At 71.3% G+C, this 15,335-nt stretch carries 15 protein-coding genes and 1 pseudogene; 13 read left to right on the plus strand and 3 right to left on the minus strand.

Annotated features, from left to right (window positions below; all coding sequences use genetic code 11):
- The first annotated feature begins 2 nt into the window (after window positions 1-2).
- The 7 genes and pseudogenes from Y09_RS02935 (at window position 3) to Y09_RS16745 (ending at window position 5,487) form a co-directional block, all read left to right on the plus strand.
- Entirely contained in the window at window positions 3-1,781 is a 1,779-nt protein-coding gene (locus Y09_RS02935) for a metallophosphoesterase (RefSeq protein ID WP_053916168.1), read from the plus strand.
- A gap of 130 nt (window positions 1,782-1,911) precedes the next feature.
- Window positions 1,912-2,220: an IS3 family transposase gene (locus tag Y09_RS17625; RefSeq protein WP_053916169.1), complete on the plus strand. Its 309-nt coding sequence runs from the start codon at window positions 1,912-1,914 to the stop codon at window positions 2,218-2,220.
- Entirely contained in the window at window positions 2,217-2,990 is a 774-nt protein-coding gene (locus Y09_RS17425; protein WP_159419630.1) for a DDE-type integrase/transposase/recombinase, read from the plus strand. Before Y09_RS17625 ends, Y09_RS17425 begins: the two co-directional genes overlap by 4 nt.
- An 89-nt stretch (window positions 2,991-3,079) precedes the next feature.
- Window positions 3,080-4,279 (plus strand): IS30 family transposase, encoded by a 1,200-nt coding sequence (locus tag Y09_RS02950; RefSeq protein ID WP_148639496.1) that lies wholly within the window; start codon window positions 3,080-3,082, stop codon window positions 4,277-4,279.
- 7 nt (window positions 4,280-4,286) lie between these two features.
- Window positions 4,287-4,577 (plus strand): annotated as a pseudogene (locus Y09_RS02955) (IS3 family transposase); the annotation flags it as partial.
- 15 nt (window positions 4,578-4,592) lie between these two features.
- Window positions 4,593-5,057, plus strand: a complete 465-nt coding sequence (locus Y09_RS02960) for a glutathione peroxidase (RefSeq protein ID WP_053916171.1) — start codon at window positions 4,593-4,595, stop codon at window positions 5,055-5,057.
- Window positions 5,038-5,487 (plus strand): DoxX family membrane protein, encoded by a 450-nt coding sequence (locus Y09_RS16745; protein ID WP_234695607.1) that lies wholly within the window; start codon window positions 5,038-5,040, stop codon window positions 5,485-5,487. Before Y09_RS02960 ends, Y09_RS16745 begins: the two co-directional genes overlap by 20 nt.
- A 16-nt stretch (window positions 5,488-5,503) precedes the next feature.
- On the opposite strand, the gene Y09_RS02965 is transcribed toward Y09_RS16745, so the two are convergent.
- Window positions 5,504-6,163 (minus strand): hypothetical protein, encoded by a 660-nt coding sequence (locus Y09_RS02965; RefSeq protein WP_148639497.1) that lies wholly within the window; start codon window positions 6,161-6,163, stop codon window positions 5,504-5,506.
- A 267-nt stretch (window positions 6,164-6,430) separates the two neighbouring features.
- Here Y09_RS02965 and Y09_RS02970 point away from each other — a divergent pair, with 267 nt between their 5' ends.
- A complete protein-coding gene (locus tag Y09_RS02970; RefSeq protein ID WP_053916173.1) occupies window positions 6,431-8,227 on the plus strand; it encodes a DEAD/DEAH box helicase in 1,797 nt (598 codons plus the stop codon).
- A gap of 165 nt (window positions 8,228-8,392) precedes the next feature.
- Here Y09_RS02970 and Y09_RS02975 read toward each other — a convergent pair whose 3' ends face one another.
- Window positions 8,393-9,277 carry a PHP domain-containing protein gene (locus Y09_RS02975; protein ID WP_053916174.1) on the minus strand — a complete coding sequence of 295 codons (885 nt, stop codon included), beginning with the start codon at window positions 9,275-9,277 and terminating at the stop codon, window positions 8,393-8,395.
- A gap of 37 nt (window positions 9,278-9,314) precedes the next feature.
- Between Y09_RS02975 and Y09_RS02980 the strand changes: the two genes are divergently transcribed.
- From Y09_RS02980 to Y09_RS02995, 4 genes are read left to right on the plus strand one after another with little or no spacing between them, the layout of a single operon-like run.
- Window positions 9,315-10,859, plus strand: a complete 1,545-nt coding sequence (locus tag Y09_RS02980) for an aminopeptidase P family protein (protein ID WP_053916175.1) — start codon at window positions 9,315-9,317, stop codon at window positions 10,857-10,859.
- On the plus strand, window positions 10,856-12,187 hold the full coding sequence (locus Y09_RS02985; protein ID WP_053916176.1) for a magnesium transporter MgtE N-terminal domain-containing protein: 1,332 nt from the start codon (window positions 10,856-10,858) through the stop codon (window positions 12,185-12,187). The genes Y09_RS02980 and Y09_RS02985 overlap by 4 nt, the downstream gene beginning before the upstream one ends.
- 2 nt (window positions 12,188-12,189) lie before the next feature.
- Complete coding sequence (locus Y09_RS02990) at window positions 12,190-12,792, plus strand: DUF1003 domain-containing protein (RefSeq protein ID WP_053916177.1); 603 nt, start codon at window positions 12,190-12,192, stop codon at window positions 12,790-12,792.
- A complete protein-coding gene (locus tag Y09_RS02995) occupies window positions 12,789-13,958 on the plus strand; it encodes a P-loop NTPase (protein ID WP_148639498.1) in 1,170 nt (389 codons plus the stop codon). Before Y09_RS02990 ends, Y09_RS02995 begins: the two co-directional genes overlap by 4 nt.
- A gap of 100 nt (window positions 13,959-14,058) precedes the next feature.
- On the opposite strand, the gene Y09_RS03000 is transcribed toward Y09_RS02995, so the two are convergent.
- Window positions 14,059-14,472 (minus strand): twin-arginine translocase TatA/TatE family subunit, encoded by a 414-nt coding sequence (locus Y09_RS03000; protein WP_053916178.1) that lies wholly within the window; start codon window positions 14,470-14,472, stop codon window positions 14,059-14,061.
- 143 nt (window positions 14,473-14,615) lie between these two features.
- On the opposite strand from Y09_RS03000, the gene Y09_RS03005 reads away from it, so the two are divergent.
- The gene (locus tag Y09_RS03005; RefSeq protein ID WP_053916179.1) at window positions 14,616-15,278 is read left to right on the plus strand and encodes an O-methyltransferase; all 663 of its coding nucleotides are present in this window, start codon (window positions 14,616-14,618) and stop codon (window positions 15,276-15,278) included.
- Window positions 15,279-15,335: the final 57 nt, after the last annotated feature.

Raw genomic sequence — 15,335 nt, forward strand, 5'->3', positions numbered from 1 at the left:
ACGTGACGACACCCGAGGAGCCGGACCCCGCGGACGACGCCGCGGGAGCGGCAGCAGCGGGAGGGACCGGGTCCCCGGACGACACCGCCCCCACAGGGACCGACGGGTCCGCGCAGGACCGCGAGGACGAGCACCCCGCACAGCCGGCGCCGACGGACGAGGCGAGAGCCCGCCGTCGGCGCCGTCGCCGTGCCCGGGCGCTGCAGGTGACTGCGACGGCCGTCGTCGCCGTGCTCGGCGCGGTCCTCGGACTGCTACTGGTGCCGGACTCGAAGGTCGAGGTCGGCCCGCTGACGGCCTCGGTGCACGTGCGCCCCTCCCTCTCCTCGGACACGGTGCTGCTGCTGCCGCCGATCGGCGAGGTCTCCTTCGACACCCACACCGCGCCGGTATCGATCGAGGCGCGGGTCAAGGGCGTCGACGTCGAGAAGGCCGAGGCCCTCTTCTACTCCGACACCGGCTTCGCCGAGCTGCAGAGCAGCGCCCCGGAGGCGATCACCGCGGCCGCGGCGCGCAATGCGGCGATGAACGCCCTGTTCGCCGCCCTCGGCGCGGGCCTCGCCGTCGGCCTCACGTTCCGCCGGGTGCGCCGCTCGCTGGTCGCCGGCGGCAGCGCCGTCGCCCTGGTCGGCGTCTCCGTCGGCGCGGCCGCGGCGACCTTCTCCCCCGCGGCGCTGACCCAGCCCCGCTTCGAGGGGCTGCTCTCCCAGGCCGCGTACATCGCGGACCTCGGCGAAGCGACCGCGCAGGACTACGCGAGCTATCGCGACACCCTCGCGGAGTTCGTGGGGCAGGTCTCGGCGCTGTACATCGCGGCGGACAGCCTGCCCGTGGGCCTGGACCAGGAGAACCTGGTCACGGTGCTGCACGTCTCCGACATCCACGACAACCCGCAGGCCTACGACGTGATCGAGCAGCTGCACACGCAGTTCGCGATCGACGCCGTGATCGACACCGGCGACATCGTCTCCTGGGGCACCCCGGTCGAGAACGAGCTGCTGAACACGATCGGCACCCTGGACGTCCCCTACGTGTACATCAGCGGCAACCACGACGGCGCCGCGGCCGCGGCGACGATCGAGGCGCAGCCGAACGCCACCGTGGTCGACAACGAGGTGGTCGAGGTGGCGGGGTTGACGATCGCCGGGATCGGCGATCCCCGCTTCGCGGCCGACGACGACTCCGACATCGGCAGCGGCTGGCAGGAGGGCAAGGACGCGGTCGCCGCGAGCGCCTTCCAGCTCGGTGACACGATCGAGGCGTACGACGAGGCGCACCCCGAGGACCCCGTCGACGTGGCGCTGCTGCACGACCCGACCCAGCCCGACGGTCTCCTGGGCCGCGCCCCGCTGGTGCTCTCCGGCCACATGCACACCTCGAAGGTCGAGCTGGACCGGGAGGGGTCGGGCACCGACTGGTTCACGGTCGGCTCCACCGGCGGCGCCCTCGCTTCGGGAGGCGTCGCGCCGGTGCTGCAGGGCGAGGACCCGCTGGACCTCACCGCGCGGATGCTCTACTTCGACCGGGAGACCGGCCGCCTCGTCGCCTACGACGACATCACCATGGGCGGGCTGGGCCTGGTCTCCGTCTCGATCCACCGCTCCCAGATGCCGCAGGAGGACGCCGAGCTCGAGGTGCCCGAGGGCGCCGAGACCCCCGACGGCACGGTCCCGCCGGAGCAGGAGGTCGCCCCCGGCGAGGGCCTGCCGGACGAGGATCGCGTCACGCCCACCGACCCGGTGAGCCCCGCGCCGGGCGCGAGCGACAGCGGCGAGGGGTAGGAACCGGACCGACGACGTGACACGACCTAGAGCGGCTTCGAATCACCCTGAATCGGCCGTAGGGACTGCCGCATGGATAGGTGACATCTGATCTGGCTTGCCCACTGGACGGCCTGGAAGGATGTGCACCATGCCCGCTCCCTACCCCCAGGAGTTCCGCGACGATGTCGTGCGAGTGGCCCGGTCCCGCGAGGACGGCATCACCATCGCGCAGATCGCGAAGGACTTCGGCGTCCACGAGATGACGCTGCACAAATGGATCCGCCAAGCCGATATCAACGATGGCAACCGGCCCGGCAAGAGCCGGGAGGAATCGGCCGAGCTGCGTGAGGCGCGCAAGCAGACCCGGCTGCTTCAGCAGGAGAACGAGGTCCTCCGCCGCGCCGCTGCCTACCTCTCCCAGGCGAACCTGCCGGGAAAAAGCTCTACCCGCTCGTGAGCGAGCTCGCCGCCGACGGCATACCCGTCGCGGTGTCCCTGCGGGTCCTCAAGCTCTCCCGTCAGCCCTACTACCGCTGGCGGAAACAACAGGTCACCCAGGCCGAGCTGATCGAGGCTTACCGTGCCAACGCCCTGCTGGACGCCCACGTCGACGACCCCGAGTACGGGTACGGGTTCCTGGTCGACGAGGCCGCGGAGGCCGGCGAGGTGATGTGTGAGCGGACCGCGTGGAAGATTTGCCGGGACAACCAGTGGTGGTCCACCTTCGGCAAGAAGCGCGGCAAGAACGGGAAGCGTCCCGGACCACCGGTCCACGACGACCTGGTCAAGCGCGACTTCTCCGCCGATGACGTCAACGAACTGTGGCTGACCGATATTACGGAGCACTGGACCGATGAGGGCAAGCTCTACCTCTGCGCGATCAAGGACGTGTTCTCCGGCCGCATCGTCGGCTACTCGATCAGCGACCGGATGAAGGCCCGCCTTGCGGTGAGCGCCCTGGACAACGCGGTATCGCGTCGGCGTGATGCCGCCGGATGCATCGTGCACTCGGACTGCGGGTCCCAGGGTGAATTCAACTGGTCGTCGCAACACCTTGACCGTGGAGGTGTTCAGCTGTGGCGACGAGGGACTGGGCCGCGAAGACGAGCGATGTGCCCGAGGGTGCGCGTCGGCAATGGCGTGCGGATCGGGCGTTGCGTCCGCCGATGCGTTCGCCCGGGCGGCCTGAGCCCTCGCGGGCGGTGCAGCGGCAGTTCTGGCGTCTGATCGCGACGGGCATCACCTCAGCCGAAGCGGCTCTGAAGGTGGGCGTGTCTGTGCCGGTCGGGTCCCGTTGGTTTCGCCACGCTGGCGGCATGCCACCGATCTCACTTGCCGAGCCCAGCGGCCGTTACCTGTCCTTCGAGGAGCGTGAGGAGATCGCGCTCCTGCGCGCCAAGCAGGTCGGCGTGCGTGAGATCGCGCGCAGGATCGGCCGCGACCCGGGAACGATCTCCCGCGAACTGCGCCGCAACGCGGCCACGCGCAGCGGGAAGCAGGAGTACCGGGCGTTGGTAGCGCAATGGAAGGCTCAGCAGACAGCGAAGCGCCCGAAGACGGCGAAGCTCGCGACCAACGACCGGTTGCGTGAGTACGTCCAGGAGCGCCTCGCCGGAAACGTCCGTCGGCCTGACGGCAGCATCGTCGTGGGGCCGGAACCGCCGGCATGGAAGGGGCTGAACAAACCTCACCGGCAGGACCGGCGGTGGGCGACCGCGTGGAGCCCGGAGCAGATCTCGCACCGGCTGAAGGTCGACTTCCCGGATGATGAATCCATGCGCATCAGCCACGAGGCGATCTACCAGTCGCTGTTCATTGAGGGCCGTGGTGCGCTCAAACGCGAGCTCGTCACGTGCCTGCGCACCGGCCGCGCCCTCCGGCAGCCGCGGGCTCGAGCACAGAACCGCCCGCAAGGTCACGTCACCGCCGATGTCGTGTTCTCCGAACGGCCCGCAGCAGCCGCGGACCGCGCCGTGCCCGGGCATTGGGAGGGCGACTTGATCATCGGCACAGGCCGGTCCGCGATCGGCACTCTCGTCGAACGCAAGAGCCGGTCGACCCTGCTGGTGCACCTGCCGAGGCTGGACGGGTGGGGCGAGGCGCCGCCGATCAAGAACGGGCCCGCGTTGGGCGGCTACGGCGCAGTCGCGATGAACGCCGCGCTCATCGCGTCGATGATGAAGCTCCCCGAACAGCTCCGCAAGACGCTCACCTGGGACCGCGGCAAAGAACTCTCCGCGCACGCCCAGTTCGCGCTCGAGACGGGCACGAAGGTGTTCTTCGCCGACCCCCACTCGCCCTGGCAGAGGCCGACGAACGAGAACACCAACGGGTTGCTGCGGCAATACTTCCCGAAGGGCACCGACCTCTCACGATGGTCCGCTGAAGACCTCGAAGCAGTCGCCCTCGCACTAAACAACCGACCCCGCAAGAGCCTCGACTGGAAGACCCCCGCCGAAGTATTCCAGGAGCAGTTAAACTCGCTCCAACAACCCGGTGTTGCAACGACCGGTTGAACCCAGGCAGTTCCGGTCACGGAAATTCGTCCACGCCCTGAACCGTCACCACCTCATCGGATCGATGGGGAAAGTCGGCGCTGCCGGGGACAACGCCGCGATGGAGTCTTTCTTCGCGCTGCTGCAAAAGAACGTCCTGGCCCGCAGGCGGTGGCGGGCTCGAGAAAAGCTCCGGATTGCGATCATCACCTGGATCGAGAGGACCTACCACCGGCGTCGTCGACAGGCCCGCCTGGGCCGATTGACGCCCATCGAATACGAGACCATCATGAACCCCGCCGTGGGCCTCGCGGCCTGACACCCCAACTGTCACCTGATCGTGCGGCAGTCCCGTGAGCTCTCGGGAGGCGGGGTCGCGCTAGTGGTCAACGTCGCCTCCCGATGTGGACTCGCTCCGCAGTACGAGCAGCTCGAGGATCTACAACGTCGCTACCGCGATCGAAGGTTCACGGTGATCGGCTTCCCGAGCAACCCGTTCCTGCAGGAGCTAGACTCGTCGGAGGCGATCGCCGACTACTGCTCGGCGACGTGGGGAGTGACGTTCCCGATGGCCGAGAAGGTTCGGGTCAACGGGAGGAACGCGCACCCTCTGCACAAGCAGCTCACGACCGTCGCGGGCGCCAACGGTAAGTCAGGCAAGGTGACTTGGAACTTTGAGAAGTTCCTTGTCCATCCCGACGGCCGCGTCAAGCGTTTCCGACCACGCACCACCCAAGATTCTCCCGAAATCCTCGCCGCTATCGAAGAATGGACAGCCGATGAACACGCACATGAGTGACGCCCACCCCGTGCACTGCGGCCGGGCCCGCACAGCGGTACGTTTGCTGCTTGGCTCAGCCCTTACCTACGCCGGTGTTACCCACCTGACATCCGCTCGTGAAGAGTTCCGCGCACAGGTGCCGTCCTGGGTCCCGGTCAGCGAAGACGCGACCGTCCTTGCTTCCGGCGTCACTGAAATCGCACTCGGCGCGGCCCTTCTCAGTGGACGACGGCAGCGCGTGGTCGGCGGTGTGGTCGCAACCTTCTTCGTAGCAGTCTTCCCGGGCAATGTGGCGCAGTGGCGGAACAAACGTGACGGCTTCGGCCTCGACACGGATAGGAAGAGGCTGCTTCGTCTTCCGTTCCAGATTCCCCTCATCGTCGGCGCGCTGTGGTCTACCCGAGGGCGTAGGCCAGTCCGTCACCCTTCGCCTGAGCAGAGCGTATGAGCGCGGCTTTTCGGGCTCATCGCATTTGAGGGTGTAGAAGGGGTCGGAATCCGCCGGTGTCGAGCAGTGAGCGGATGATGCAGTCCCGCGTCGCGTGGACCACCAGATCGATCCCCGGCCACGCCCCCGCATAGGTCGCTGCGGACCCCTCCAGCACTGGGGCAGGCAGCGAGTCCTCCCACGCCACCGCCACCGACGCGTCCTCGCCCGCAGCGACCTCCGCCACCGGGGCCGGCTCCGCGCTCGACCCCTCGACCTCCCCGGCAAGCACCACCCCGTCCGGCACCGCGGCCGGCGCGATCGACCCGTCCTCCTGCTCCACCAGCGTGGTGTCGTACTCCTGCCACGCCCCCTCACCATCCTGGAACCGCACCGGCGCCGCATGCTGCGTCGTCGTCACCGTGCCGTCAGGGTTCACCCACGTCGTCGAGGAGTCCGTCCGCTCCGCAGTGACCTCCACCCGCTCACCCGTCGCACGCGCCTGCACCACCGCCGACGGGAAATCCACCGTCTCCGGAGACGCCGGAGCCGACACCTCCGGCGACGGCTCCACCGGCGGATGCTCACCCCACGCCTGATCCGACGGCAGCCCCGAGACCACCAACGCCGCAGCACACACAGCAGAAACACTCACCAGGGCACGGCGGTACCACCGACCGAACACAGGGATCTCCAACGGAGGAACTCGTCGCCCACTCGCAGCACCCACGCTGCTCCACCCCTCCGACGCCGGAGAGCCAGCACATCATGCAGTCAACGGTCAGCTACCGCACAGAAACCTCGGTCACGGAACGATGGCAATTCCTCACTCCCGTCCGGGACTGCCAAAGGCCCTTCCCGAGCGGCCGGTGTGGGCGGTTCGACCCGTTCGTCACCTTCCGGACCTCGGTTCGGGCCCGGGGGCTACCATGGCCGTGCACATCCATGACCAGAGAGTTGAACGGTGCCTGAAACGATCCCGCACACCGATGAGGCCGTGTCGGCCTCCCCCGCCGTCGAGCAGAGCTCCGGCACCACCGACCCGCAGCAGACCTTCGCCGACTTCGACGTCCGCGCCGACATCGTCGAGGCCCTCGCGGCCAAGGGCATCACCACGCCCTTCCCGATTCAGGCGCTGACCCTCCCGGTCGCGCTCCGCGGCCGCGACATCATCGGCCAGGCCAAGACCGGCACCGGCAAGACCCTCGGCTTCGGCATCCCGCTGCTGCAGAGCTCCGTCGCCCCCGGCGAGCCGAACCCCGACGACCGCCCGATCGGGAAGCCGCAGGCCCTCGTGGTGCTGCCCACCCGCGAGCTCGCGGTGCAGGTCGCCCACGATCTCGAGACCGCCTCGGCGAAGCGCCCGATCCGGATCCTCACCGTCTACGGCGGCCGCGCCTACGAGCCGCAGATCGAGGCGCTCGAGAAGGGCGTCGAGGTGGTCGTCGGCACGCCGGGCCGCCTGATCGACCTGATGCGCCAGAAGCATCTCGACCTCTCGCAGGTGCGCACCGCGGTGCTCGACGAGGCCGACGAGATGCTCGACCTCGGCTTCCTCGAGGACATCGAGAAGCTGCTCCAGGCGGTCCCCAGCAACCGTCAGACGATGCTGTTCTCCGCCACGATGCCGGGACCGATCATGGCGCTGGCACGGCGGTTCATGAAGCAGCCCACCCACATCCGCGCCCACGACCCGGGCGACGAGTCCCGCACCAAGGCGGACATCAAGCAGGTCGTCTACCGCGCCCACCAGCTCGACAAGATCGAGGTGATGGCCCGCGTGCTGCAGGCCCGCGGCCGTGGCCTGTCGATCATCTTCATGCGCACCAAGCGCCAGGCCGACCGGGTGGCCGGCGACCTCGCCGACCGGGGCTTCGCCGCCGCTCCGCTGCACGGCGACCTCGGCCAGGGAGCCCGCGAGCAGGCCCTGCGCGCCTTCCGCAACGGCAAGATCGACGTGCTGGTCGCGACCGACGTCGCCGCCCGCGGCATCGACGTCACCGACGTCACCCACGTCGTGAACTGGAACTGCCCCGACGACGACAAGACCTACCTCCACCGCACCGGCCGCACCGGCCGCGCGGGCAAGAAGGGCACCGCGATCACCTTCGTGGACTGGGAGGACCTGGCGCGCTGGGCCCTCATCGCCCGGCAGCTGGGGCTGGAGTCGACCGAGGCGGTGGAGACCTATTCGACCTCCGACCACCTCTTCACCGACCTCGACATCCCGACCGAGGCCAAGGGCACGCTGCCCAAGGACAGGCGCACCCGCCAGGGCCTGGACGCGGAGGAGATCGAGGACCTCGGCGGTCCCGACTCGGCCGGTCGCGCCCCGCGCGAGGGCGGCCGCGGCGGTCGTGACTCCGGTCGCGGGGGCCGTGGTGGTCGCGACGGCGGCCGTGGTGAGGGCCGTGGGCGCGGCGAGGGCCGCTCCCGGGGCGAGCGCCGCAGCCGGGACGAGGAGTCCCGCGAGCAGACGGCCGACACCGAGAGCGGCGGCCGCACCCGCGAGGACGCCCCCGCCCGTGGCGAGCAGGACGGCGAGAAGCCCCGCCGCACCCGCTCGCGCTCCCGCACCCGCCGTGTGAACGGCGAGGTCGTCGCCGAGCAGAGCACCGGTGCCGAGTCCTCGTCGACCGGCCCCGAGGACAAGGGCGGCTCGTCCGAGTCCGCCGGCGGCTCCTCGAACCGTCGGCGTCGCTCGCGCGGCGGTCGCGGTCGCAGCCGCGGCGGGTCGTCGAACGGCGGCTCCGAGAGCTGAGCCCTCCGACCTGACCGACGGGCCCCGACACGATCGATCGTGTCGGGGCCCGTCGGCATTTCGGCGCCCGCCCTGTCCGGGCCGCCCCGTCCACGCCACGCGGGGCGGCGCCGAGCGGCTCCGGCGCCGAGAGACCCGGACCGTGGCCGCAGCGTGGGCGGAGACTCAGGACCTGATGACGCGGGTCCCGCTCGTCGCGCGGCGCTCGATCTCGGCGAGCACCTCGGGATCGGTGAGGTTCTCGGCGAGCAGGTTCGGCTTGCCCGTGCCGTGGAAGTCGCTGCCGCCGGTGACCAGCAGGTCGTGCCGCTCGGCGAAGCTCTGCAGCCGCTCCCGCTCGGCCTCGTCGTGCTCGCGGTGGTGCACCTCCACGCCGTCGAGCCCTGCCTCCACGAGCTCCTCGAGCAGCTCGACCGGCAGATCGTCGTCGCGGGTGACCGAGCCGGGATGTGCGATCACGGAGACGCCGCCGGCCTCCCGGATCGCGGCGACCGCCTCGAACGGCGAGGGCGCGTAGTAGGGCACGTAGTAGGGGCCGGACCCTCGCAGGATCTCCGCGAACGCCGCGGAACGGTCCGGCACCACCCCCTTCGCGACCAGCGCGTCGGCGATGTGGGGCCGGCCGATCACCGTTTCCTCCCCCGCCACCTGGGCGAGCACGTCGTCCCAGGTGAGGGGGTGGTCACGGCCGATCAGCTCGACCATCCGCCGGGCCCGTTCGATGCGGGAGGAGCGCGCCTCCGCCATCTCGGCGGCCAGGGCCGTGCCCTCGGAAGGGTCCACCAGCAGGGCCAGCAGGTGCACGCTGCGGTGCCCGTGCTCGGAGGAGACCTCGATCCCGGGCACCGCCGCGACACCGGTGGCAGCGACCGCGGCGGGCAGCTGCGGCCAGCCCTCGACGGTGTCGTGATCGGTCAGCGCGAGCACGTCCAGTCCGACCCCCTGAGCCTGCGAGAAGAGGTCAGACACCGACGTCGTCCCGTCCGAGCACGTGCTGTGCGTATGGAGATCGATGCGCTGCCTCGCGCCGGAGTAGGACCGCTCACTCATGCGCCCAGGGTAGACCGAGGCGTGAGAACATCGTGGGGTGAGCACCGAGAACACCGACACCAGCACCGACGGCACCACCAGCGGGGACCGGATGAAGGACCTCGCCTCCCGGGGAGACTCCCGCTCGCAGCGCCCCGACAACGCGGCGTTCCGCGAGTTCATCGCCTCCGGCTGGGACGAGACGGTGCCGGACGCCGAGCGGCGCGAGTCCGCGGACTTCACGCCGGAGCGTCGAGACGCGCTGGTGCGCCGCCTGCCGGGGACGCGGCTGGTGCTGCCTGCCGGCATGCTGAAGGTGCGCTCGAACGACACGGACTACCCCTTCCGCCCCGACTCCGCCTTCGCGTACTACTCGGGGCTCGGCACCGACGAGGAGCCCGACAGCGTGCTCGTCGTCGAGCCGTCGGCGGAGGACCCGACGGTCTCCGTCGCGACCTACTTCTTCCGGCCCCGCGCCGGCTTCGACTCCAGCGAGTTCTACGCCGACTCCCGCTACGGCGAGATGTGGGTGGGCCGCCGCCCCACCGTCGCGGAGGCCTCCCAGCGGCTCGGGATCGAGGTGCGCCACATCGACGAGCTGCGCGACCACCTCGCCAAGGACGTGGGCGCCCAGCTGTCGCTGTCGATCGTGCCCGAGGTCGACGCGTCGATCGAGGCGATGGTCCAGGAGATCCGCTCCCAGAACGGCCTGCCCGGCGGGGACGAGGCCGCCGCCGAGAACGCCGCCCTGCGCGAGGCGGCCAGCGAGGCCCGGCTGGTCAAGGACGAGTACGAGGTGCGCCAGATGCGCCTGGCCGTCGAGGCGACGCTGCGCGGCTTCGAGGACGTCATCCGCAACCTCCCCCAGGCCGTCGGCCATCCCCGCGGCGAGCGGGTCATCGAGGGCGTCTTCGCGGCCACCGCCCGCGCCGACGGCAACGGCGTCGGCTACGACACGATCGCCGCCGCCGGCGACCACGCCTGCACCCTGCACTGGACCCGCAACGACGGCGCCGTCCACCCCGATGAGCTGGTGCTCGTCGACGCGGGCGTCGAGATCGACTCGCTCTACACCGCCGACGTCACCCGCACCCTCCCCGTCTCGGGCACCTTCTCGCCCATGCAGCGCAAGGTCTACGACGCGGTGCTCGAGGCCGCCGACGCCGCCTTCGCAGTCGCGCGCCCCGGGCTGCGCTTCCGCGAGCTGCACACCGCCGCGATGAAGGTCCTCGCCGCCCGCCTCGAGGAGTGGGGCCTGCTGCCCGGCACCGCCGAGGAGTCCCTCGCCGCCGGGGGCCAGTGGCACCGGCGCTGGATGCCGCACGGCACCAGCCACCACCTCGGCATGGACGTGCACGACTGCGCCCAGGCCCGCCGCGAGATGTACCTCGACGCGGAGCTGGTGCCCGGGATGGTCTTCACGATCGAGCCGGGACTGTACTTCAAGGAGAACGACCTGCTGGTCCCCGAGGAGCTGCGCGGGATCGGCGTGCGCATCGAGGACGACGTCCTCGTCACCGAGGACGGGGTCGAGAACCTCTCCGCCGGAGCACCCCGACGTGCCGAGGACGTCGAGGCCTGGATCGCCGCGGTGCGCTCGTGAGCACCTCCGCGCCGCCCCGCTTCTACGCCGCGAGGCTCGTCGGCACCTCCGTCTTCGACCCGATCGGGGACGCGGTGGCGACGGTCCGCGACGTGGTCGTGGTGCCGCAGACCCGCAGCAGCGCCCGCGCCGTCGGGTTCGTGGTCGAGGTCGCGGCGAAGCGGCGCGTGTTCCTGCCGATCACCCGGGTCACCTCCATCTCCCCCGGCCAGGTGATCTCCACCGGGGTGCTGAACGTGCGCCGCTTCGAGAAGCGCACCGGCGAGCTGCTGGTGCTCGGGGACCTGCTGGACCGGGTGGTGACCCTCTCCGACGGTTCCGGCGAGGCGACTGTGCTGGACATCGCCCTGGACCAGGACCGCCACCGCGACTGGACGATCTCGCGCCTGCATGTGCGCCGGCGCCGCGCGGGCGGCTCGCTGGGCCGGCTGGTCTCGCGCGGCGAGACGCTCACCGTCGACCTGCGCGAGGTGACGGGCCTGTTCGGCACGCAGGCGGAGCAGTCCGCCCACCTGCTCGCCGCCTCCTACCAGGACCTCAACCCCGCCGACCTCGCCGAGATCATCCAGGAGCTGGAGACCAAGCGCCGGATCGAGCTGGCCGGGGAGCTGGCCGACGAGCGGCTCGCCGACGTGCTCGAGGAGCTGCCCGAGGACATCCGAGTCGAGGTCGTCACGGGCCTGGACGCCAAGCGCGCCGCCGACGTGCTGGACGTGATGGACCCCGACGACGCCGCGGACCTCGTCCAGGAGCTGCCCGACGCGGTCGCCTCCCAGCTGCTGAACCTGATGGAGCCCGAGGAGGCGGAGGACGTGCGCCGCCTGATGGCGTACGACGAGTACACCGCCGGCGGCATGATGACCACCGAGCCGCTGATCGTCTCGCCCGAGACGCCGGTGGCGCACTGCCTGGCGATGATCAGCCGCGAGGCGATCCACGCCGCGCTCGCCTCGACCGTGCACGTGTGCCGCTCCCCGCTCGAGACCCCGACCGGCCGCCTGCTCGGGATCGTGCACTTCCAGCAGCTGCTGCGGGAGCGGCCCGACCGTCCCGTCGGCGAGATCATCGACCAGGACCGGGTCGCCGTCTCCCCGACGGTGCCGCTGTCGACCGTGACCCGTGAGATGGCGACCTACAACCTCGTCTCCATCCCCGTGGTCGACGACGACGGACGCCTGCTCGGCGCGGTCACCGTCGACGACGTGCTCGACCACGTGCTGCCCGACGACTGGCGCGAGCAGGACGACGAGCCGCCCGCGACGACCGGGCAGATCGACCTGTCCGAGATCGCGCGGGCCACCGCGCGCGACAGCGGTGAGGAGGGCTGAGGATGGCGGAGAAGAACGTCGACCCGCTCGACAACCCGGCGCCCCGGCGTCGCGGCCGCCTGCGCAATCCGCTGCGCGGCGACGCCTTCGGACGCGGCGCGGAGGGCTTCGCGCGCATGATGGGCACGCCCGCCTTCCTGGTGGGCATGACCCTTTTCTGCGCGGTGTGGCTGACCTGGAACTCGCTCGCCCCCGAGTCCGCGCAGTTCGACCCGCGCGCCCTGAACTTCACCCTGCTCACCCTGATCCTCTCGCTGCAGGCCTCCTACGCCGCTCCCCTGCTGCTGCTCGCGCAGAACCGGCAGGACGACCGCGACCGCGTGCAGGCCGAGCAGGACCGCCAGTCCAACGAGCGCAACCACGCCACCACCGACTTCATCACGCGCGAGATCGCCTCGCTGCGCCTCGCCCTCAACGACGTCGCCACGCGCGACTTCGTGCGCGGCGAGCTGCGCGACCTCCTCCAGGAGCTCGAGGAGACCGGGCCGGAGACGGACCGCCCCGGGGCGCCCGCGCTGGACGACCAGAGCCTCCGCGCGATCCTGCGCGAGGAGGTCGAGGCGGCGCTCGAGCGCCGCACCGGGAAGGAGCAGGACCCCCAGTGACCACACCGGAGACGCCCGCCCAGGGCGCGACCGAGGCCCCCGCCGACGAGCGCGTGGAGCGCATCCATGAGGCGCTGAGCGGGGTGATCGACCCCGAGATCCATCGCCCCATCACCGAGCTCGGCATGGTCGGTTCCGTGGACGTGGACGCCGAGGGCATCGCCCGCGTGCACGTGCTCGTCACGATCGAGGGCTGTCCCATGCGGGACCGGATCGAGCGCGAGACCGCCGAGGCGACCGCGACCGTGCCGGGCCTGTCCCGCGTCGAGGTGACCACCTCCGCTATGACCGAGGAGCAGCGCCGCGAGCTCACGAGCCGGCTCCGCCAGGGGCGCCGCCAGATCCCCTTCAACCAGCCAGGCTCCCTCACCCGCATCTATGCGATCTCCTCCGGCAAGGGCGGGGTGGGCAAGTCCACCGTCACCGCGAACCTCGCCGCCGCGATGGCGGCCGACGGGCTGCGCGTCGGCGTGATCGACGCGGACATCCACGGCTTCTCGATGCCGGGAATGTTCGGGATCACCGATCAGCCCACGAAGGTCTCCGACCTGCTCATGCCGCCGGTCGGGCACGGCGTGGCCGTGATGAGCATCGGCATGTTCGTGCCCGAGGGGCAGGCCGTGGTGTGGCGCGGCCCGAAGATGCACCGCGCGATCGAGCAGTTCGCCTCCGACGTGTTCTGGGGCGACCTCGACGTGCTGCTGCTGGACCTCCCGCCCGGCACCGGCGACGTCGCGATCTCGGTCGCGCAGCTGCTGCCCGGCGCGAAGATGGTCGTGGTGACCACGCCCCAGCAGTCCGCCGCCTCCGTCGCCGAGCGCGTCGGCTCCCTCGCCGCCTCCACCGAGCAGAAGATCGCCGGGGTCGTCGAGAACATGGCGGGCCTGACCCTGCCCGACGGCTCCGTGATGGACGTCTTCGGCAGCGGCGGCGGCGACCGGGTCGCCGCGACCCTCGCCGAGGCCGTCGGCGAGCAGGTGCCGGTGCTGGGCCGCGTGGGCCTGGACCCGGCGCTGCGCGAGGGCGCGGACCGGGGCGTGCCGCTGGTGGTCTCCGATCCCGACTCCCCCACCGCGCAGGCGCTCACGGCCGTGGCGCGCTCGCTGACGCGGTCCCCGCGGGGACTGGGCGGGATGAAGCTGCCGCTGTCGGTCGCGCGGCGCTGAGCCGTCCAACGCATCACGCGGGGTTCCGTCGCGCCACCGTGACGTCGGGCATCGACGTGGAGGCTGGACGCTCAGCGGCGTCGGCCGGCGAGTGCGTGGCTCAGGTGGCCTCGTCGTCGAAGGGTGCGCGCTTGGGGCCCTCGTCCTTGGCGGTCGAGCCCGAGCGCTTCTTCGCGCCCTTCGCGGCGCCCGCCGCGGCCGCGCCGCCGGCCACGGACATGGCCTCCTTGCTCGGCAGCAGCTCCTCGACGTCGGTGTCGCCCCAGGCCTCGCGGATGATGCGGCGCGGATCGTACTGGCGCGGGTCGTACTTCTTGAGGTCCTCGATGGCGATGCCCATCTCGTCCTCGACCGTCGAGCGCGAGTCGTCCACCCATCGGCGCGCCTTGCGCACCCACTGGACCAGCGAACGGGTGACCTCGGGCAGCCGCTGCGGGCCCACGATCACGAGGAACACGATGAGCAGGACGACGATCTCCCACCCGCCGAGGCCCATGAAGCCGGTGCCGCCCATTGTCCACCTATACGTCTCGAGGTCCGCTGCTGCGGGCCCATTATTGCATCGCGCCCCCTGGGAACGGCGCACGGACTGCGCGTCGCCCGCGCGGCTGTCGTAGGATCGGCCCGTTCACAGGCGTGCGGCGAGAGGAAGCGGAGATGTCGTCGGGAAAGGTGGCCTCCTGGGCCCACGGCGAGGAGTTCGTCGACGAGGCGGACCTCTTCGCCGACGACGGCGTCCTGGCCCGCGCCCGCGAGCGCGGCAACGAGCTCGGCGCGCCGCCCGTGCTGCCGGGAGCGGGCGCGCTGATGCGGCTGCTCGCCGCGGCGGTGCAGGCCCGCTCCGCGGTCGAGATCGGCACCGGCAGCGGCGTCGGCTCCCTGTACCTGCTCGCCGGGATGCACCCCGACGGGGTGCTCACCACGATCGACCCCGAGGTCGAGAACCAGCGCGCGGCGCGGGAGGCGTTCGCCGAGGCGCGGATCCGCACGCCGCGGGTGCGGACCATCGCCGGGCAGCCGCGCGACGTCGTCGGCCGCCTCACCGATCACGCCTACGACCTGGTCGCCTTCCCCGCCCACGCCCCGCACGCGGAGGAGCTGCTCGAACATGCCCGGCGCCTGCTGCGCCCGGGCGGCGTGCTGGTCATCCCCCACGCCCTCTTCCACGACCGGGTCGCGGACCCGGCCGCGCGCGATGCCACTACCCGGGCGGTGCGGGGCCTGCTCCGCGCGGTCTCCGAGGCGGAGGACCTCGTCCCCGCGCTCACCGGCAGCGGCGACGGCGTGCTCGCCGCGGTGCTCCGCCCTCGCCGGGGCTGAGAGCCGGCGCTCGGACAACATCGGCCCCGCACCCGTCCAGCGGGTGCGGGGCCGATG

The sequence above is a fragment of the Brachybacterium sp. SW0106-09 genome (genome assembly GCF_001293905.1).
In the GTDB taxonomy this organism is placed as follows: domain Bacteria; phylum Actinomycetota; class Actinomycetes; order Actinomycetales; family Dermabacteraceae; genus Brachybacterium; species Brachybacterium conglomeratum.

Excerpts from the sequence above, each read along its gene's own strand:
- Y09_RS02975 (WP_053916174.1), bottom strand. The coding sequence starts at position 9,277 with ATGAGTGAGCGGTCCTACTCCGGCGCGAGGCAGCGCATCGATCTCCAT.
- Y09_RS16745 (WP_234695607.1), top strand. The coding sequence starts at position 5,038 with ATGAACACGCACATGAGTGACGCCCACCCCGTGCACTGCGGCCGGGCC.
- Y09_RS02950 (WP_148639496.1), top strand. The coding sequence starts at position 3,080 with ATGCCACCGATCTCACTTGCCGAGCCCAGCGGCCGTTACCTGTCCTTC.
- Y09_RS03005 (WP_053916179.1), top strand. The coding sequence starts at position 14,616 with ATGTCGTCGGGAAAGGTGGCCTCCTGGGCCCACGGCGAGGAGTTCGTC.
- Y09_RS03000 (WP_053916178.1), bottom strand. The coding sequence starts at position 14,472 with ATGGGCGGCACCGGCTTCATGGGCCTCGGCGGGTGGGAGATCGTCGTC.
- Y09_RS17625 (WP_053916169.1), top strand. The coding sequence starts at position 1,912 with ATGCCCGCTCCCTACCCCCAGGAGTTCCGCGACGATGTCGTGCGAGTG.
- Y09_RS02990 (WP_053916177.1), top strand. The coding sequence starts at position 12,190 with ATGGCGGAGAAGAACGTCGACCCGCTCGACAACCCGGCGCCCCGGCGT.